General features: G+C 64.1%; 19 protein-coding genes. 9 read left to right on the top strand and 10 right to left on the bottom strand.

From position 1 onward, the window contains the following. Nucleotides 1-3: 3 nt before the first annotated feature. A complete protein-coding gene (locus EJ069_RS12825) occupies nt 4-1041 on the bottom strand; it encodes a hypothetical protein (RefSeq protein WP_126061592.1) in 1038 nt (345 codons plus the stop codon). A gap of 31 nt (nt 1042-1072) precedes the next feature. Here EJ069_RS12825 and EJ069_RS12820 point away from each other — a divergent pair, with 31 nt between their 5' ends. Then, nucleotides 1073-2398: an ATP-binding protein gene (locus tag EJ069_RS12820; protein ID WP_126061591.1), complete on the top strand. Its 1326-nt coding sequence runs from the start codon at nt 1073-1075 to the stop codon at nt 2396-2398. Nucleotides 2399-2502: 104 nt separating this feature from the next. Here the strand turns inward: EJ069_RS12820 and EJ069_RS12815 are convergent, their stop codons facing one another. Continuing rightward, entirely contained in the window at nt 2503-2685 is a 183-nt protein-coding gene (locus EJ069_RS12815; RefSeq protein ID WP_126061590.1) for a hypothetical protein, read from the bottom strand. 283 nt (nt 2686-2968) lie between these two features. Here EJ069_RS12815 and EJ069_RS33275 point away from each other — a divergent pair, with 283 nt between their 5' ends. From EJ069_RS33275 to EJ069_RS33745, 3 genes are all read left to right on the top strand, one after another. Next, the gene (locus EJ069_RS33275; RefSeq protein WP_245456534.1) at nt 2969-3340 is read left to right on the top strand and encodes a hypothetical protein; all 372 of its coding nucleotides are present in this window, start codon (nt 2969-2971) and stop codon (nt 3338-3340) included. Then, nucleotides 3337-3561 carry a DUF768 domain-containing protein gene (locus EJ069_RS12805; protein WP_126061589.1) on the top strand — a complete coding sequence of 75 codons (225 nt, stop codon included), beginning with the start codon at nt 3337-3339 and terminating at the stop codon, nt 3559-3561. The genes EJ069_RS33275 and EJ069_RS12805 overlap by 4 nt, the downstream gene beginning before the upstream one ends. Before the next feature lie 161 nt (nt 3562-3722). Continuing rightward, a complete protein-coding gene (locus EJ069_RS33745) occupies nt 3723-3854 on the top strand; it encodes a hypothetical protein (protein ID WP_281060069.1) in 132 nt (43 codons plus the stop codon). A 278-nt stretch (nt 3855-4132) separates the two neighbouring features. On the opposite strand, the gene EJ069_RS12795 is transcribed toward EJ069_RS33745, so the two are convergent. From EJ069_RS12795 to EJ069_RS12770, 6 genes are all read right to left on the bottom strand, one after another. Continuing rightward, nucleotides 4133-4378, bottom strand: a complete 246-nt coding sequence (locus EJ069_RS12795) for a MoaD/ThiS family protein (protein WP_126061588.1) — start codon at nt 4376-4378, stop codon at nt 4133-4135. Between the two features lie 118 nt (nt 4379-4496). After that, nucleotides 4497-6761: a xanthine dehydrogenase family protein molybdopterin-binding subunit gene (locus tag EJ069_RS12790; protein ID WP_126061587.1), complete on the bottom strand. Its 2265-nt coding sequence runs from the start codon at nt 6759-6761 to the stop codon at nt 4497-4499. Nucleotides 6762-6764: 3 nt separating this feature from the next. Then, nucleotides 6765-7241, bottom strand: a complete 477-nt coding sequence (locus EJ069_RS12785) for a (2Fe-2S)-binding protein (protein WP_042639662.1) — start codon at nt 7239-7241, stop codon at nt 6765-6767. Continuing rightward, on the bottom strand, nt 7241-8101 hold the full coding sequence (locus EJ069_RS12780) for a xanthine dehydrogenase family protein subunit M (protein WP_126061586.1): 861 nt from the start codon (nt 8099-8101) through the stop codon (nt 7241-7243). Before EJ069_RS12780 ends, EJ069_RS12785 begins: the two co-directional genes overlap by 1 nt. Nucleotides 8102-8287: 186 nt before the next feature. Beyond that, nucleotides 8288-8824, bottom strand: a complete 537-nt coding sequence (locus EJ069_RS12775) for a DUF1629 domain-containing protein (RefSeq protein WP_126061585.1) — start codon at nt 8822-8824, stop codon at nt 8288-8290. A gap of 105 nt (nt 8825-8929) precedes the next feature. Further along, on the bottom strand, nt 8930-9961 hold the full coding sequence (locus EJ069_RS12770) for an aldehyde reductase (protein WP_126061584.1): 1032 nt from the start codon (nt 9959-9961) through the stop codon (nt 8930-8932). 127 nt (nt 9962-10088) lie between these two features. On the opposite strand from EJ069_RS12770, the gene EJ069_RS12765 reads away from it, so the two are divergent. The 3 genes from EJ069_RS12765 to EJ069_RS12755 all read left to right on the top strand — a co-directional run bounded on the left by EJ069_RS12765 (nt 10089) and on the right by EJ069_RS12755 (nt 12621). Beyond that, nucleotides 10089-11060 (top strand): AraC family transcriptional regulator, encoded by a 972-nt coding sequence (locus EJ069_RS12765; protein WP_189476332.1) that lies wholly within the window; start codon nt 10089-10091, stop codon nt 11058-11060. A 102-nt stretch (nt 11061-11162) separates the two neighbouring features. Continuing rightward, nucleotides 11163-11510: a VanZ family protein gene (locus tag EJ069_RS12760; RefSeq protein ID WP_126061582.1), complete on the top strand. Its 348-nt coding sequence runs from the start codon at nt 11163-11165 to the stop codon at nt 11508-11510. Between the two features lie 118 nt (nt 11511-11628). Beyond that, nucleotides 11629-12621 carry a GlxA family transcriptional regulator gene (locus tag EJ069_RS12755; protein WP_126061581.1) on the top strand — a complete coding sequence of 331 codons (993 nt, stop codon included), beginning with the start codon at nt 11629-11631 and terminating at the stop codon, nt 12619-12621. A 69-nt stretch (nt 12622-12690) separates the two neighbouring features. Here EJ069_RS12755 and EJ069_RS12750 read toward each other — a convergent pair whose 3' ends face one another. Together EJ069_RS12750 and EJ069_RS12745 are read right to left on the bottom strand one after the other, a co-directional pair. Next, entirely contained in the window at nt 12691-13446 is a 756-nt protein-coding gene (locus tag EJ069_RS12750) for a hypothetical protein (protein ID WP_126061580.1), read from the bottom strand. Between the two features lie 57 nt (nt 13447-13503). Continuing rightward, nucleotides 13504-14340 (bottom strand): hypothetical protein, encoded by an 837-nt coding sequence (locus EJ069_RS12745; protein WP_126061579.1) that lies wholly within the window; start codon nt 14338-14340, stop codon nt 13504-13506. Nucleotides 14341-14907: 567 nt separating this feature from the next. Here EJ069_RS12745 and EJ069_RS12740 point away from each other — a divergent pair. Together EJ069_RS12740 and EJ069_RS12735 are read left to right on the top strand one after the other, a co-directional pair. Continuing rightward, nucleotides 14908-16227, top strand: coding sequence for an aspartate aminotransferase family protein (locus EJ069_RS12740; RefSeq protein ID WP_126061578.1), 1320 nt, complete (start codon nt 14908-14910; stop codon nt 16225-16227). A gap of 13 nt (nt 16228-16240) precedes the next feature. Beyond that, on the top strand, nt 16241-17392 hold the full coding sequence (locus EJ069_RS12735; RefSeq protein ID WP_189476329.1) for an FAD-binding oxidoreductase: 1152 nt from the start codon (nt 16241-16243) through the stop codon (nt 17390-17392). Nucleotides 17393-17464: the final 72 nt, after the last annotated feature.

The raw sequence follows: 17464 nt of genomic DNA, 5'->3' as shown, positions 1-17464 counted from the left end.
CAATCAACAATTGGAACACGGTGGGTGATGAACACCGACTGTTACCAAATTCTCCACAGGGCGCAGCGTTCGGCCTTCGACTCGATCAAGGCGATAAGTCCGGCCATCAATAACGCTCGCGACATATTCGTCTTGGGCGGGCAAAAAACCAACGGGTAGAGGGTTAATTGCGTTCGGGTTATGAACAACAACCATCCTAGCTGGCAGGTCCATAACCGCAAATTCATCAATATCGACCGCCCAAATCGCACTGATAGGAGCAAAGCGCGGATCGAGAAACGTATCGGCGGGAACGGGTTGGCCAACCGGCTTGTGAATCAAATACCGTTGCTGATGCTCAGGCTCCGATGCCTCTAGCGTTTCGCGATTGGTCCGCACCTGAAGTGGGCCAACTGCAAATGTCGCCTCAACCGCGAACGGAAACTGACTAATACCGATCAACGCTTGCAATGCGCCGCCTAAGCCACGCAAGAGACGTCCGTTGATCGCTATCACGTAGCAGTCACGCGGGCCAACGATGCCGTTGGCAAGATAGCCGTTGGCTCCGGGTAGATTTCCAAGTAAGACCTCCGCCTTCTGCTTGATGGCGGCAGTCCACCGAAGAAGGATTGCTTCATGTGGAAATTCGCGAACGCCGTCTGTGGCGGAGAGCCAAGCCTCTGGGATGTTTGCAGGAGTCGGTGCAATCACCTCAATCCAGATACGCCTTCCATTGTGGTTGATACAAAAGTCTGGCCCAATAGCTTGATGGGTGAAGTCAATGCCAGCTGTTGTAAGTTGATGAGCCAGCAACACTTCGGAAAGTTGCTGATAATAGGTGAAATCGTCAGGCGAGCAAAGCCTTTGTTCAGCATTGCCATCCCCAAGTCCGCTGTCGAGATAATTTTGGCATATCTCTATCAAGCGCTCGCGCATGGCCACCGTCTGTTCGCTGTCTTGAGGGAGGCGCCGTTCAATCGCAATTCTAACCGGCATGACCTGCACCTGTGGTAGCGTTTGAAGCCCGCTCTGTGTACTAACTTCACCGCGGATGATAATCATAGAACCTTAATATGTCGCCGAGGCGCTTGCAGTGGCAACGATAGAAGACCTTAAACAATTATTTCAACTTCAAAACGAGACACTCGCAACAGAATTCAAGTCTTGGCTCGATCTCGCTGTTCCAGCGGGTCGAGCGCCACTCGCCAAGGCTGCCATCGCGCTCGCAAATCATGGAGGTGGAACTATTGTCATTGGCATGCGCGAAGGCATCAACGCTCCTATCGGTTCCTACCCTCGGCCAGCTCAAATTGGCCGGTACACGGCCGACGCTATAAATGCGGCAATAAATAAGTACGCGGATCCTCATATTCACTGCGACCTGGTCCATTTGACTCATCCAGCATCGGGCAATGAGCATGCGATCGTAATTGTGCCGGGCGGCCAAATTGTTCCAGTAATGGCAACCAAGGGTACCGACGGAGAAATCCTCGCTCAGAAGGTTTACATCCGAAAGCCAGGTCCTAAAAGCGAGGAGCCGTTTACGGCCGAGGAATGGCGAACACTCCTCGACAGATGTGTACGCGCTAACAAGGATAGCCTGCTCGAAGCAATAAGGGGCATCGTACAAGGGCGCTCACTAGATTCATTGGCGCGGGAGCAGATCGACGAACTGTTAAAGTTCACAGACGACTCGCGGGACAGTTGGAAAATGCGTCTGGTGCCATTGCCCAAGGATGATCCTGCGCGCTTCCCTCTTGGGCACTATGAGCAATCGTTCCAGATTTTGGGTGTAGAGCCTGCGTCGGGACTTAGAAGTTTGCTGGAGAATCTACGGAAGGCAAGCGAAGTCAGGTTGACCGGATGGGGTCCGTTTGTGCTCCTTGAGCGGAAGCCGATTGGACCAGTACCCGTAGGCGAGGTGATCGAGACCTGGGTTGGTACTCCGAGCGAAAAAGCTAGGGATGGTCGACACTGTGATTTTTGGCGTGCTCGGCCAGACGGCTTTCTTTACGAAGTTCGATCTTACGACGAGGATTTCACAGAAAAGGCTGAGCCGGGAACGTCTATCGATTTGACGATGCCAGTTTGGCGCATCGGCGAGACACTGCTTTATGTTGCGCGCCTTGCTAGGTTGTTTGGTGAGGACCCCGAGATTTCGGTGCGCATTCAATACGATGGCTTGAAGGGTCGACGGATGTCGGCCCTGTTTGATTGGCGTTACCTTAGCTATGAACGCGAGTGTTTTGTCGACACAGTGAAAATGCAGGGGCAAGCGCGAGCGTCCATCATCGAGGACAACCTTGCTGAAGTGCTGGTTTCGCTACTCAGACCGCTTTACGACGCGTTCGACTTCGCTCCTTTGTCACCAACCATGGTGAGCGAAGAGATCGCAAAGTTTCGAAACAACCGTTATTGAATTCGATGGTGGCGTGGCCCCACTCACCCCCCCAGCCAGCCAGCCGGCGACGGCGCTCAGCGAGCCCAGGCTGCGACTAGGTCGCGCCCTGCCCGTCTAGCCCCTCAATCCTCATCCTCCACCACGAACGACAGCGCGATCAGGTCGTCGAGGTCAATGCCGCCATGGCCATTGTCCAGCACGTCCGCGACCTTCTGGAAGGCCAGCATGTCATCCATGCTGAGCTTGGCTGCTTTCAGCCTGTCCTGCAAACCCGCCACCCTGGTTTCCAATGTCGTGGTGAGCATGCTTGCCTCCTTTACTGTCCAACGCCGCGTTCCAGATGCCCGGCGTCAGGCACGAGAACATCCCCGGCCCGATAAGGGCTGAGCGCTTTGTCGTCAGTTCGCCCGCCACCTGGGGGCAAGTAGCGGGCGATCCAGCCACTGACGATGAAGGGACTGATTGCTCGTCAGCGCAGCCCTAATGAGATGGCCGGGCTTATGTTTCACGCGGGGGACCAATGCGCCGGCGCGCGGGACCTCAGTCCCCATCAGCGGAACCTAATGTTCCTCGCGCGCTTAAGCCGACATGAGCAGGCGCGGCATCGACTTCTTCGACAAATGGATGGCGGAGCATCTGCCGAACGTGCTGACGGACGATCCTGTCGCGGTGAGCGATCTTGCCGACGAGATGATGAAGGCTGCCGCGCGCGAAGGCATCGCGGCCGGCGAGATCGACGAGGAAGTCGACAGCGTCTTCGAGGTGATCTTCGAGGCGCTGCAACATCGCGAAGGCAGTCTGGGGGAGAGCGACCAGGCTGTCTTCGAATTGCTCTCAGGGCGGCTGGCGAGGGAAACCGGGATCACCCAGGAACAGGCTGGCGAGCTGATCGAGACGATCGGGACCGACTGGGAAGCGCTCCTTCGCGAGGCGCATTTTGTGAAAGAGCAGGGCGAATGAGCGAGCGCGGCGCGGCGTTCTTTGGCCGATGGATCACCGATAATGTGATGCGCGGCAAGGTCGGCGCGGACATCGTCTCGGTGGCCGAGCTGACGAGCAAGCTGTTCGCCGATGCAAAGGCAGCGGGCATCTCCGAGGAAGAGATCGAGGAGGAGATCGGAAGCGCATACGAAGCGATCCTGGCGGCGATCGTCGGCTCCGGGAAAACCGACGGAGCCTGAGCGTTGCGCGGCCGTCCGCGTCGCTTCCGGACGGAAAACCGCTCACACTTTTCCTGGAATTGCGCCAGGCGCAGCCGGCGAAGATCGGCGCTGGCCGTCAGGAACATTAGCGCGCCCTGGAGGTTCTCCCAGAGAAGTCCCTCGCATCCTGGGTTGAAGCCATGGCCGAGCTGGCATTTGCTTTCGTGTATTACTCCGGGCTGACCGGCCATGACATGGTGGGCGCCGTGGTGTCCTTGATGGCGGGCCTGCTGCTCTACAACGTCATGCGCGAAGACCGGCCAACCCGGTAAACCGTCCGTCCGGGAGCGGCCCTGCCCGAGAGGGGAGGAGCATACGAGCCTCGCCTGGCTGGTGACGTTTCGGGCGCGCCCTATCCGGCGGAACATTAGTGCACGCTAATTGTTGATCCTCCACAGGAGGACATGCCATGCACAGCATTATCTATATCGTCGGCCTCGTGGTCGTCATTCTCGCCGTTCTGAGCTTCTTCGGGCTCAGGCGCTAGGCGGCAACAGCGGCGGGATCCGCACGGGATCTGCCAAACGAGCGGCGGCGGGCCGCTCGCTCGCTACCCCCCAGCCAACCGCGGCAGCAGAAAAATCTCCGCGTCCTTCGGCAGTTCCTTGCTCCACGTGTCGCGGTAGATCGTCCCGTCGATCGCCACCGCGATCCCGCGGTCGATCCAGGGCTCGATGCCGGGATACTGTTCCGCCAGCTTGCGGAACAGCTCCCTGATGTCCTTGGCATCGATCTCGTGCCTGGCCTTGCCCCCGGCGACGGCGCTGAGCGAACCCCAGAGGGTGACTTCGACCATTAGGGATGACTCCCACAGCGCAGCGTGGTGAGACGAAAGCTGCTGCGCACCTTTCGCACCTTTTTCGTTTGCCGCAATTCCGGACGGAAAACCGCTGACACTTTTCCTGGAATTGCTCTTAGCCTTCCCGTTCCGCGTCCAGCGCCGCAAGAATGCGCGGCGGCGACATCGGGATGTGGGTCATGCGCACGCCCACCGCGTTCGACACCGCGTTGGCGATCGCCGCCAGCGGCGGCACGATCGAGGTTTCGCCAACGCCGCGCACGCCATAGGGGTGGTTGGGGTTGGGGATTTCCAGGATCTGCGTGTCGATCATCGGCAGGTCGGAGCAGACCGGGATGCGGTAGTCGAGGAAGCCCGCATTCTGCAGCCGCCCGTCCTTGCCGTAGATATACTCCTCGTTGAGCGCCCAGCCGATGCCTTGCGCGGCGCCGCCCTGGTACTGGCCCTCGACATAGGTCGGGTGCACCGCCTTGCCGGCATCCTGCACCACCGTGTAGCGAATCACCCGGGTCGAGCCGGTCTCGGGGTCGACCTCGACGTCGCAGATATGCGTGGCGAAGGAGACGCCGGCGCCGTCGGCCACCAGCTCGCTATGGCCGGCGATCGGCCCGCCGGTCTTGCCGGAAGCGGCAGCGATCTCCTTCAGCGACAGCGGCGACAAGTTGCCGTATTTCTCGCCCTTGGCGATGGCGTGGCCCTTTTCCCAATGGACGTCGTCCACGGGCACGTCCCACATCTGCGCCGCGCGCTCGCGCAGGATCTTGATCGCGTTGCGCGCGGCCGAGATCGTCGCCATCGAGGAGGAGAAGGTGCCGCGGCTGCCGTCGGTCATGTCGTTGTAGCCGAGCGAGGACGTGTCGGCGACGATCGCCTTCACGTGGCTGTAGTCGATGCCGAGCTCCTCCGCCGCCACCAGCGACAGCGAGGCGCGGGAGCCGCCGACATCCACCGTGCCCACGGCCAGCGACACCGACCCGTCCATGCCGATGTTGAGGTCGGTGCAGGTCTGGCCGCCGAAATTGAACCAGAAGCCGCAGGCCATGCCGCGCCCCTGGTTTTCCTTCAGCGGCGCCTTCATGTGCGGATGGTGCTTCACCGCCTCCAGCGTCGGGCCGATGCCGATCGGTCCGTAGACCGGGCCGTAGGAGGCGCGGGTGCCCTCCTGCGCGGCGTTCTTGATGCGGAAGTCCACCGCATCCATGCCGATCTCCTTGGCGAGCTCGTCGACAGCGCTTTCCACGGCGAAGGCCGCCATCGGCGCCGAGGGCGCGCGATAGGCCGCCGTCTTCGGCCGGTTGACCAGCACCTCGTAGCCGACGGTCTTGACGTTCTCGAGCTTGTAGCAGGCGAAGGCCGTCATGGCGCCGATCTCGGCCCAGGAGCCGGCATAGGGGCCGGAGCTATAGCGCAGCGTCGCTTCCGCGGCAGTGATGGTGCCGTCCTTCTTGGCGCCGATCTTGACGTCGATCGAGGTGGCGCTGGTCGGGCCCGACGCGCGGAACACTTCGTCGCGGGTCATCACCAATTTTACGGGACGGCCGGCCTTGCGCGACAGGGCCAGCGCCACCGGCTCGGCCCACACATGGGTCTTGCCGCCGAAGCCGCCGCCGATCTCCGAGGACGTGACGCGCAGCTTCGAGGCTTCGAGCCCAAGCAGCTGGGCGCAATGCTGGCGGTAGACGAAATGGCCCTGCGTGCAGACCCAGAGATCCGCCGTGCCGTCGGCATTGACGCTCGCCACGCAGGCATGCGGCTCGATATAGCCCTGATGCGTCTGCTCGGTCTTGAAGGAGCGCTCGACGACGAAATCGGCCTCGGCGAACCCCTTGTGGACATCGCCATGGCCGAACTGCGTGCGCTTGGTGACGTTGGAAGGCTTTGCCGGCTTTTCCTCGAGGCCTTCGGTATAAACCTGGTCGTTGATCAGCGGCGCGTGGTGGTGCGCGGCCTCGTCGACATCGGTGACATGCGGCAGCACCTCATACTCGACCTCGATCAGCTTCAGCGCCTGGCGGGCGATGCGGGCGTCGATCGCCGCCACCGCGGCCACCGCATGGCCGTCATAGAGCGCCTTCTTGCGCGCCATGCAATTGTCGAGGATGTCGTACATGGCGGCATCGCCGTCGGTGAGGTCCGGCAGGTCCTTCGCCGTGATCACCGCCTTCACGCCGGCGAGCTTTTCCGCCTTGGACGTGTCGATGCTCTTGATCACCGCATGCGCATGGGGGCTGCGCAGCACTCGGCCCACCAGCTGTCCAGCCATGTTGAAGTCGGCGCCATAGCGGGCGCGGCCAGTCACCTTGTCGACGCCGTCGGGGCGGATCGGGCGCGTGCCGACGGAAGCGAACTGGCGTCCTGAAAAGCGCGGATCGAAATTCATGGATCAGGCTCCCTTCATCACGTTCGCCGCGTCCTGGACGGCGCGCACGATCTTGTCATAACCGGTGCAGCGGCACAGGTTCCCAGCGAGGCCAAAGCGGATTTCCTCCTCGGTGGGCGAGGGGTTTTTCTCCAGCAGGTCCTTGGCCGCGATCAGGAAGCCCGGCGTGCAGACGCCGCATTGCAGCGCCGCATGCTCCAGGAACTTCTGCTGCAGCGGGTGCAGCTGGTCGCCATGCGCCATGCCTTCGATGGTCTCGACCTTGCGGCCTTCCGCTTCCGCGCCAAGCACCAGACAGGAGCAGACGAGCCTGCCGTCGACGATGACACTGCAGGCGCCGCAGTCGCCGGTGCCGCAGCCTTCCTTGGCGCCGGTCAGGCCGAGGCGATCGCGCAGCACTTCCAGCAGCGTCTCGTCGGGCTGGCAGAGATATTCGACGGCATCGCCGTTGATCGTGGTTGATACAGCTACACCGGCCATTATTTGCCTCCCGCACGCTTGTAGGCGATTGCCGCGACGCGCCTTGCCAGCACGCCCGCCACTTTCCGTCTGAATTCGATGGTGCCGCGCTTGTCGTCGATCGGCCGGCAGGCGCCGGAGCAGATCTTCGCCAGCCGCTCCAGCGTCGCTTCGTCGAGCTTGGAGCCGACCAGCACCTGGCCGGCTTCTTCGACCAGAAGCACCGTCGGCGCCGCAGCGCCCAGCGCCACGCGGGCGGTCTTGATCGCGCCGTGATCGTCCAGCGTCAGGTTCACGCCGGCGCTCACCACCGCGATGTCCATTTCGGTGCGCGGAATGAAGCGCAGATAGGCGTCGCCCGCATGGTCAGGACGCTTGTCGAGCAGGATCGCCTCGATGATCTCGCCCTTGGCGAGCGAGGTGCGGCCCGGTCCCGTCGGCACGGTCTCCACGGCAATGGTGCGCTTGCCCGAAGGCCCGGCGACGACCGCCTTGGCGCCGGCGGCGACCAGCGCCGGCACGCTGTCCGCGGCGGGCGAGGCGTTGCACAGATTGCCGGTGATGGTGCAGCGGCCCTGCACCTGCTTGGAGCCGATCAGGTTCGCCGCCTCGACCACGCCCGGCCACGCCTTGCGCACCGCCTTGTTCTCGCCCAGCACCGCGCAGGGCACGGCGGCGCCGATGCGGAATCCGTCAGCCGTCTCGGTGATGTCGGCCAGGCCGCCTATGCGCTTGATGTCGACGATCAGCTCGGGCTCGATGAAGCCGCCCTTCATCCTCACCAGCAAGTCGCTGCCCCCGGCCAGGATGGCGGCCGGTCCTACCGCCTTGGCGAGCTCGCCAACGGCATCTTCGATTGAAAGCGGACGTATGTAACGCATCGTCTCCCCTTGGTGATCGCTTTGTCAGCGACCGTTATAAAGCGTCTGGTTATAATGGCCATCCCGTTCATGCATGTGCGGGTTGGGCCAGAGCCATGCTCCAGATGCGCCCAGCGGCCGGGCCAGGGCGTCGCGGCCAGTACCTTCCCCCCGTCTCCGCCGCAAACCGCAAAACTGTTATTCGCCTCAATCGACCGCCGTTCCGGATGTCCATACCGGCGCGAACGACACATTGCGCAACCCGGCCTTGCGCACCCGCTCGACGAACACGTCATTGACGAAGACCGGGGAAGCCCGCATCGGCAGCCTGAACACTTCCGCTGTCCCGATCTTCCTCTCATCGAAGGCGTAGCGCTCGATCGCCAATATGTCGCCGCCGTCGAAGCGCACGATCTGCGAGCGCGCCTCGTCCAGCGCGTCGATCACATGGGTGACGTTGAGCAGCCAGACTTCCTCGCCGCGCAGCGCGACAAGCTCGCCATAAGGCCGCAACGCCGCCGCCAGCGCCTCGACGGCCGGCCGGCGCAACAGCGGCGCATGCTCGCCGAGCCACGGGAAGTCGGAATAGAGCCGCTCGCCTTCCTCGACGCGCCGCATCACAGGCGGCTTCCAGCCCTTGAGCGAGCGTCCATCGAGGCTGAAGAATTCCTCGTAGGCGTCGTCATCGGCCGGCAGCACCCATTCCTGCCCCTCCGACACGGCGAATTGATGGATGGTCGTCATCGCCCGATGGCTCCGCTGGTTTCGTCCGAGGATCGCGGCTCCAGGCGGTTCGCCGAAAGCGCGCGGGGGCAACATGCACCGGCCCAGCGCGCCGTTCAAGGAAGCTCAGCCGCGCAGCAGGCCAAGCCGGATCAGGCTCTCGGCGCAGGATATGATCGCCTCCTCGCGCGAGCGGGGCGTCCAGCCCAGCAGGCGCTCGGCCTTCCTGCCCGTCGCGCTCATGTCGTAGTGGAGCAGCGGCACCACGCCCTTGAGCTGCGCGTTGGTTTCGGCGGCGATGCGCACCTGCTCGTCGGGCCACACCTGCGTCGACACTTTTTCGGCGGCCTTGCCCAGCCGCTGCCGCAGCAGTTCGGCGATCTCGACCATCCACATGCTTTCGCCCACGGTTGCGAGGAAGCGTTCGCCCTTGGCGGCCGGATCGGTCATGGCGCGCAGATGCAGGTCCGCCACGTCGCGCACGTCGACGCAGCAGGAACTGACATTGAGGCATCCCGGCTGGCCCTCCAGCATGTTGGCGATCAGCCTGATCGAGTGCGAATAGTCGGCGCCCAGCACCGGCCCGTAGACGGCGACCGGATTAATCGCCGCCAGCTCCAGCCCGTTGCCTTCACGCGCCACGAAATCCCAGGCGGCGCGCTCGGAAAGCGTCTTCGATTTCTGGTAGGGCGCGACATTGCCGGTCAGGTCGCTCCAGTCGGTTTCGTCGAAGGGCCTCCGGTGATCCGGCTTGTGGCCGACGCCGATCGCGCCGAAGGCCGATGTCAGCACCACGCGCTTGACGCCGGCGTCGCGCGAGGCGCTGAGCACCCGAAGATTGCCGTTGACGGCGGGCCCGATCCAATCCTCCTCGCGGGTCTGGTCGCCGGAAGGCGTCGGCGAGGCGCCATGCATCACATAGTCGCATCCGGCCGCCGCTTCCGCCCATCCGTGGTCGTCGGTGAGATCGGCGATGACGAAGGAGAGGCGGTCGCCCGCATCGACGCCGCCGACCTCGAGATGCGCGCGCACCTCCGCTTCCCGCCCTGGCGAGCGGATGGTCGTGCGCACGCCGTAGCCCGCGTTCAGCAGGGCCAGCATGCAATATTGCGCGATGAAGCCGGTGCCGCCGGTCACCAGGACGAGTTTGTCGGTCATTTGATGCCTCTGGGTCTGGAATGGAGCGCCGCATGCGATGGCGATGCGTCGGATGGGCGCTAGGTAGGACGGCGCTTCTGAACTGTGAATGCTTGAAAACCCGCGTTTCCTGCGCGAGAGTACGGAAATGACGGTCGATCCCTTCTCCGATGTTCTCACGCTTACCAATGCCGAGGCGGTCGTCACGGGTGGCTTCTCCGCCGGCGGCCCGTGGGCGATCAGCTTCCCGGGCCGCGACAGGATCAAGTTCTTCGCCGTGGTGAAGGGCAGCTGCTGGGTCACCCTCGAAGGCGAGCCAAATCCCTTCCGCTTCGAGACAGGCGATGTCGGGCTGCTGGCGGCGCGGCGCGGCTTCGTGCTCGCCAGCGACCCAAGCGTTCCACCGGTCGACGCGATGAGCCTGTTCACCGGCGCCGGCCGCACGCTGGTGACGCTCGGCGACGGCTCGGAATTCGCCCATATCGGCGGCCATGTCCTGCTCGATCCGTCGCGCGGCGGGCTGCTGGCGGATCTATTGCCGCCATGGATCCACACGCGCGCGGCGTCCCCTCAGGCGGCTATCTTCCGCTGGCTGCTCGACCGGCTGATCGAAGAAAGGGACGCCGGCCAGCCCGGCGCGCAGCTCGCCTCAGCGCAGCTGACTCAACTGCTCTTCATCGAGATCCTGCGCTCGCATCTCGACAGGGCGAGCCTGATGCCCGCCGGCTGGCTCAAGGCGCTGGCCGAGCCGCGCATCGCGCCGGCGCTGCGCCTGATGCATGGCGACCCGGCGCGCGCCTGGCATCTGGAGGAGCTGGCGAAAGCCTGCGCCATGTCGCGCACCTCGTTCGCCGTCCATTTCAGGACGGTCGCCGGCATCGCGCCGCTGGCCTATCTGACCGAATGGCGCATGCGCCTTGCCGAGCGCGCCTTGCGCGAGGAGCGGACGCCAGTGGCCGTCGTCGCCCGCACGCTCGGCTACACCTCCGAAAGCGCCTTCAGCAACGCCTTCAAACGCGTCAACGGCAAGTCGCCGATGGCATATCGAGCATCGCTGAACGGCGGGAAGGATTTCGGACGCCCGCTGCCGGGCAAGGGCGCTGATGCCGTCCCGGCCTGACGGCATCGCCGGGAAGGCATGGCGCCGCCGGTGTGGGCGGACCAAGCCGCGGCCGGGCGCCGGCAATATTGTTATCGCGGCCTGCGGCCTGTAAGAGCGGGCATGACCTCCATTTCCCGTCTCGCCGCGCTCGCCCTGCTGGCTCTCATCACCTTTGCGACGCTGTCGCCCATCGAACTGCGGCCACGCTTGAGCGACCCCAACATCGAGCGCGCCTTGGCCTACGTCCTGCTGGGGGTGGCCCTGGCGCTCGGGTTCCCGTCCCGCGTGACGCAGACCGTGCTGTTCGTTTGCGCGGTGGCCGGCGTTCTCGAGGTCCTGCAACTGTTCGACCCTGGCCGGCACGCGCGTTTTGTCGATGGCCTGCTCAAGGCGGCGGCGGGCGTCGCAGGGATCGTCCTGGGGCGCTTCGTTATCACCTTGCTGAGCCGCGCCGCCGAGCGACGCTAGAGCATTCCAGCCGGCTCGGGCGGGTAGTGTTGCGACCTCATGCACGTCGTATTCAGAGGGCTCGCAGCAAGCATTTCCGCATAAGCTGCGGCCGAACGATGGACGATCCCGGAAGCAGATGGCCAAGAAGTTCGCATTTCTCCTGGTGCGCGATTTCACGCTCTCGCCGCTGTCGCTGTTCATCGACACGCTGCGGCTGGCGGGCGACGAGGGCGACCGCAGCCGCCGGGTCGAGTTCGACTGGGAGATCGTCGGCGAGCGCGGCCTGCCGATCCGCGCCAGCTGCGGCGTTGAATTGCTGCCGACCAAGGCGATCGGCAATCCGGAGGATTTCGACAATGTCGTGGTGGTCGGCGGCCTGCTCGACACCAGCCGCGGGCTGAGTTCGGAAAAGGAGGCGTTCCTGATGCGCGCCGCCGAAAAGGGCGTGCCGCTCACCGCGCTCTGCACCGGCAGCTTCGTTTTGGCGCGCTACGGCCTGCTCGACGGCTACAGCGCCGCCGTGAGCTGGTTCCACATCAAGGATTTCCGCGCCGAGTTCCCCGATGTGAGCGCCCATGCCGACAGCCTCTATTCCGTCGACAGGGGCCGCGCCACCTGCGCCGGCGGCACGGGTGCGGCCGACCTCGCCGGCTATTTCGTCTCGCAGTTCATCGGCCAGAAGGCGGCGGAGAAGGCGGCCAAGATCCTGGTGCTCGACCGCATCCGCTCCAGCCGCGACGTGCAGCCGGTCGGCGACCTTTTTCCGGCCGCCGCGAGCCGCGCGGTGAAGCGGGCGCTGCTCCTGATGGAAAGCAATTTGCAGGAGACACTCTCGGTCGCCGAGATCGCCGCCAGGATGAACTGCTCGCGCCGCCAGCTCGAGCGCCTGTTCGGCGCCGAGCTCGGCATCGGCCCGATGGCCGCCTACCTGGCGCTGCGGGTGCACTACGCCAAATCGCTGCTGGAAGGCAGCGACCTCGCCATCGGCGAGATCGCCTATCGCTGCGGCTTCCCCAATGCCGGCCATTTCAGCCGCGTCTTCCGCCAGCAGACCGGCATCACGCCGACCCATCTCAGGCACCCGAACCGGACAGTGGCGAATGACGTTGCCGGTAGCAGTGCCAAGTAGCAGGCCCTGTGGACGATCTCGGTAAAGCGGGCAACTCCACCGGTGTTCCAGGCCATTGACGGCCGGTTGCTACGTTACCGCGATCACCTTTCTCGTCGCATCGAGGTGACAGATGACTTTCGCTTGCCGCACCTGGATGCCACCTGGGAGCGCATAATTTATCCGCACCTCGATCGGCGCCGCCTGACCGGCTTTGCGTTGGCGCATCGGACCGGCGCTGACCGCGTATACGCGCACAGCGCCAAGGGGCCTCGCGGCCGCTACGATCGCCGCACGGCACGCGCTCACGACATTGGTCGGCGTGCCCGGCATCGCTTTCAGCAGGGGCGCAAAGGGATAGCCCGCCGCAAACCGCCCGCCGCCACCTGTACGGGAAGGCTTGAGGACGGATGGCAGGCTGACCGCGGTTTTTGCGCTTTTGGCAGAGAAAACGGCGGGGTCGTCGGGGGGCGCGGCGTCCGTGGTGCCTGACGTGGCGGTCCCTGTGGAAACGCCTGCGCTTACGCCGCCTGGAGAAGCACTGCCAACCGAAACGCCCGCGCCGACTGACCCTGTGTCAGCGTTCGCGGACGCGCCGACACTCGTCCCACCTGCGCTCACTGACGCACCAACGCTCACGCCTCCTGTGCCCGCTGACGCGCCAACACTTGCGCCGCCCGCACCGCCGACACTTGCCCCCACCCCTGCGGAAACACCTTGCGATCCGGCGCCCACTCCAGCGCCAACGCCAACGCCGCCGATCTTGCCGCCACCACCGATATCAAGGGCCGCCGCCGGTCCGGTAGCGACTGCGATCATCATGGCGACTGCCACGTATTTGCCCATTTCGGGACCCTCCTGCGGCATGCGTTCGTGTTAACCCAATTGTGTTCCTGGCGATGGTCATTGAGGTGGGAGCGGCAGCAAGGCGTCGGGGAGCCTAATCGTCGTCGCCGCCAGATCCCGTTTCGGTGATCCTGCCATCTTCGCTTTGCTTTTGCCCTGCAAGCCTGTTTGACCGACAAGTTTGCCATCCTGGCCGGTAAGGGAAACTGCGGTGGAACGCGTGCTGGGTGCGCGCTCTATTTGTGCTGTGCGACGCGCACCTTGCGCGTTGACCAGGTCGATCGCCTTTCGCGCAGCGGTAAGGGCAACGGACATATCGATCAGTTTTTGACGCGCTTGCTCCAATGCTGCGCTCAAGTCGGCGGATGCCTGCTTTGCCACGTCTCTTTCCCGACGGGCACCGTCGAGATCGCTTGCGGCCGAAACCGCGCGGGCACGTTCCAGGTCCAATGCTTCGTTGGCATGCTTTGCGGCAGCGACCGCCAGCTGGAGGTCGGTGGCTCGCTCGGCCACGGCCAAATCTGCGCGTTTCTTTTCGGCGTCGGCGGCCTGGCGGGCCATGGCGAGTTCTTGCTCGGATTGCTCCACCTTGTGCCGCTCATCGGCGAGCGATTGGTTCGCCTCGGCCAGGGACGCTTCCATGGCGTTGCGTGCTTCGTTCGAGGAAATGGCTTGTGCTTTCAGGCCTTCGATGACGCGCTGCGCCGCCTCCAGATCGAGTTTGAGGGCCTCGTTGCTCTGGTTCGCCTCATTCAAGGCTTTTGCTTGCTCCGCGGAAGTGCCGGCCAACACCTTTGCCTGCGCGCTCGCCGTACGCTCGGCGTGCTGGCTTAGGTCCAACTGGGCCTTTGTCGACGCCAGTTCACTCCGCGCCGCAACGATCTGCTGCTGCATTTCGGCGCCGTTGTCTGGGGGAGATATCGCCGCCAGGAGGAGGATGCATACCGGAACGGCGCTCCACCTCCAGTGGCGCACGCTGAAGCGAACCCATGCCGGGCGCGTGTCGAACTCCTCGTAAGATCCATGTGTGAGTGTCACTGGCCAGGGTTCTCTGTTTGCTAGGCACTCCTCGCGGTGCTCAAGAAACACGCCAAAGTGACTGCGCGTGCGTAGATTGAGATTTTTCCTTGTAACAGTCTGCCTCAAGTTGAAGTGAATAAACAACCGTGAAAAAATTGCCTTGTTTAGAATTGCTTCGCCATTTTATACCGGATACGTCTTTCGACGTACGTAGCATCATCCAAATGGACTAGATGTCGAGCCTGGTCGTTCCGATGTGGAACTTGTCGACGGCCGTTGACCAGCGTCGGACGCTCAAAGCGAGATCATGCTTCGCATTCACGCGCTGGTCGCCTCGCATGCCCGGCCTGGCCGATTGCGCCGGCGCGCAAACGAACCGTAGCTTCGTGACGAGCGGCCATTGCGCCGCTGTTTCAGCCGTCGAAATCGCCTCGGAGAGCCATGCCGCATTATCCCGACGCCATGCCCGGATCGAAAGCCCTGTTCGAGCGCGCCAGGAAGGTGATGCCGGGCGGCAACACGCGCACCACGGTCTTTATCGACCCGTTCCCGATCTATGCCGAACGCGGGGAGGGCTGCAGGGTCTGGGATGTCGACGGCAATGCCTATTACGACTGCATCAACAATTTCACCGCGATGATCCATGGCTATGCCCATCCCGACGTCACCGCGGCCGTGGCCGGGCAGCTGCCGCTTGGCACCGCCTTCGGCGCCCCGACGCTGAGCGAGATCGAGCTTGCCGAGCTCCTGGTCGAGCGGCTGCCCTCGGTCGATCAGGTCCGCTTCACCAACTCCGGCACGGAGGGCGTGATGATGGCGATCAAGGCCGCGCGCGCCTTCACCTTGCGGCCGAAGATCGTCAAGATCGAGGGCGCCTATCACGGCTCCTATGATTTCGCCGAAGTGAGCCTGGATTCCTCGCCGGCCAATTGGGGTGACCTGCCGAGGTCGACGGCTTACGCCAAGGGCACGCCGCGCGGCGTGCTGGACGACGTGATCGCCGTGCCCTTCAACGACACCGAGGCCTTGCGCGCCGTCTTTGCCGCCGAGGGCGACGGCATCGCGGCCGTGCTGATCGACCCGATGCCCAACCGCGCCGGCCTCATTCCGGCGCGCCGGGATTACCTTCAGGCCATGGTCGAGATCGCCCATGCGGCGGGCGCGCTGGTCATCTTCGACGAGGTCATCTCGTTTCGCCTGGGATGGTCCGGCGCGCAAGGCCTGTGGGGCATCGAGCCCGACCTGACGGCGCTCGGAAAAATCATCGGCGGCGGTTTTCCGGTCGGCGCGGTGGGCGGGCGCGCCGATATCATGGCGGTGTTCGATCCGACCGCCGGCAAGCCGGCGCTTCCGCATGGCGGCACCTTCACCGCCAATCCGGTGACGATGCGCGCCGGCCTTGCCTCTATGCGGGCGCTGACGAAGGAGAGCTTCGCCCATCTCGATCAGCTGGGCGCGTTGCTGCGCCAAGGCGTCGCTGCCTCATTCGAAAAGCACGGTCTTGCCGGCCAATGTGTCGGCCTCGGCTCGCTGTTCAAGGTTCATTTCACCTCGCACCCCGTCACGGATTACCGGTCCGTCTATCCGGGCCAGGGCGAGCGCAAAAAATCCGACGCCTTCCACAAGGGCCTGCTTGGCCGCGGCGTGCTGTCGGCCAGCTACGGCCTGTTCGCGCTGTCGACGCCGATGACCGCGGCGGATGCCGGCGCCATCCTTCAAGCGATCGATGAGACCCTGGGCGACATCGCCGCGCAGTCGTGAAAGCAGGCCGCAGATGACAGCTTCTCCTCATGTCGTGGTGATCGGCGCAGGCACGCTGGGCATGTGCACGGCGCTTAACCTCGTCGAGCAGGGCGCGCGCGTCACCGTGCTCGAAGCGCAGTCGATCGCGTCGGGGTCGAGCGGCCGGTCCGTCGGCGTCGTCGGATCGCAGCTGACCGATCCGTTCGAGATCATGCTGCGCGTCCATTCGCTGCGCCGGTTCCGCCAATGGGAGGCCGAGGGGCTTCGCTTCAACCATATCGGCTATCTGCGGCTGGCGCGCACGCAAGCGCAGATGGCGCTGTTCGCGAGATCGGTCGAGATCCAGTCCGAGGCGGGCTTAAGGTCGCGCCTGGTCCGCGCCAACGAGCTCCGGGACCTCGTGCCCCATATCAATCCCGATGGCCTCGAAGGCGGGTTGTTCGGACCCGACAACGGCTTCCTCGATCCGCACGAAATGTGCAATTTCCTGGCCGGCATCGTGCGCGCCAAGGGCGGCGAGATCCGCCAGTACCGCAAGCTGCTTGGCGTAGAACGGCGGTCGGGCGGCTATACGCTGGAGACCAGTCATGGCCCGATGGATTGCGATGTCGTGATCAATGCGGGCGGCGCCTGGGCGCCGCAGGTCGCAGCGCTTTTCGGCCAGCGCCTGCACATCTGGCCAGAGCGCCACGAAGCCGTCGTCATCCATCTCGACGAGCCGCTCGGCTACACCATGCCGATGGTGATGGACCTGGTGGACGGCGAAGGCAGCGGCCTCAATTTCCGCCACGAAAAACCGGGCGAGCTGATCGCCGAGATCCACAAGGTGAAGTCGATCGCGCCGGAAGATCCCGACAATTACAACGACCAGTGCGAGGAGCAGTCGAAGGTCGATCTGGCCGAGCTGCTTCTGGAACGTGTGCCCGACCTGCCTGGCGCGCGGCTCGGCCGGGGCTGGGCGGGCCTTTATCCGGTGACGGCCGACCATCGCCCGTTTGTCGGGCCGATCGATGCCTCGGAGCCCACGCTGATCACCGCCGCCGGCGCCGGCGGCTACGGCATCCAGCTCGCCCCGGTCATCGGCCAGATCGCCGCCGACTGGGTGCTTCACGGCGCGCCGGTTTCGGTGCCTGGTTCGCAGAGCCTCGCGCCATCGGCCGAGCGCAACATTCCCGGCCACTGACCGATGTGTTTTGACGAGGCCGAACGTCTAAGATGCGACCGTTCGCGTTAACCATCAATTAACTATCCGGTC

The organism is Mesorhizobium sp. M2A.F.Ca.ET.043.05.1.1, assembly GCF_003952445.1.
GTDB lineage: Bacteria > Pseudomonadota > Alphaproteobacteria > Rhizobiales > Rhizobiaceae > Mesorhizobium.
This window is presented reverse-complemented; position numbering and strand designations above follow the sequence as displayed.

Bases quoted from the DNA above. Each gene is read 5' to 3' on its own strand.
- EJ069_RS12825 (WP_126061592.1), bottom strand. From the start codon at position 1,041: ATGATTATCATCCGCGGTGAAGTTAGTACACAGAGCGGGCTTCAAACG.
- EJ069_RS12815 (WP_126061590.1), bottom strand. From the start codon at position 2,685: ATGCTCACCACGACATTGGAAACCAGGGTGGCGGGTTTGCAGGACAGG.
- EJ069_RS33275 (WP_245456534.1), top strand. From the start codon at position 2,969: ATGAGCAGGCGCGGCATCGACTTCTTCGACAAATGGATGGCGGAGCAT.
- EJ069_RS12805 (WP_126061589.1), top strand. From the start codon at position 3,337: ATGAGCGAGCGCGGCGCGGCGTTCTTTGGCCGATGGATCACCGATAAT.
- EJ069_RS33745 (WP_281060069.1), top strand. From the start codon at position 3,723: ATGGCCGAGCTGGCATTTGCTTTCGTGTATTACTCCGGGCTGACCGGC.
- EJ069_RS12795 (WP_126061588.1), bottom strand. From the start codon at position 4,378: ATGGTCGAAGTCACCCTCTGGGGTTCGCTCAGCGCCGTCGCCGGGGGC.
- EJ069_RS12790 (WP_126061587.1), bottom strand. From the start codon at position 6,761: ATGAATTTCGATCCGCGCTTTTCAGGACGCCAGTTCGCTTCCGTCGGC.
- EJ069_RS12785 (WP_042639662.1), bottom strand. From the start codon at position 7,241: ATGGCCGGTGTAGCTGTATCAACCACGATCAACGGCGATGCCGTCGAA.
- EJ069_RS12780 (WP_126061586.1), bottom strand. From the start codon at position 8,101: ATGCGTTACATACGTCCGCTTTCAATCGAAGATGCCGTTGGCGAGCTC.
- EJ069_RS12775 (WP_126061585.1), bottom strand. From the start codon at position 8,824: ATGACGACCATCCATCAATTCGCCGTGTCGGAGGGGCAGGAATGGGTG.
- EJ069_RS12770 (WP_126061584.1), bottom strand. From the start codon at position 9,961: ATGACCGACAAACTCGTCCTGGTGACCGGCGGCACCGGCTTCATCGCG.
- EJ069_RS12765 (WP_189476332.1), top strand. From the start codon at position 10,089: ATGACGGTCGATCCCTTCTCCGATGTTCTCACGCTTACCAATGCCGAG.
- EJ069_RS12760 (WP_126061582.1), top strand. From the start codon at position 11,163: ATGACCTCCATTTCCCGTCTCGCCGCGCTCGCCCTGCTGGCTCTCATC.
- EJ069_RS12755 (WP_126061581.1), top strand. From the start codon at position 11,629: ATGGCCAAGAAGTTCGCATTTCTCCTGGTGCGCGATTTCACGCTCTCG.
- EJ069_RS12750 (WP_126061580.1), bottom strand. From the start codon at position 13,446: ATGGGCAAATACGTGGCAGTCGCCATGATGATCGCAGTCGCTACCGGA.
- EJ069_RS12745 (WP_126061579.1), bottom strand. From the start codon at position 14,340: ATGCAGCAGCAGATCGTTGCGGCGCGGAGTGAACTGGCGTCGACAAAG.
- EJ069_RS12740 (WP_126061578.1), top strand. From the start codon at position 14,908: ATGCCGCATTATCCCGACGCCATGCCCGGATCGAAAGCCCTGTTCGAG.
- EJ069_RS12735 (WP_189476329.1), top strand. From the start codon at position 16,241: ATGACAGCTTCTCCTCATGTCGTGGTGATCGGCGCAGGCACGCTGGGC.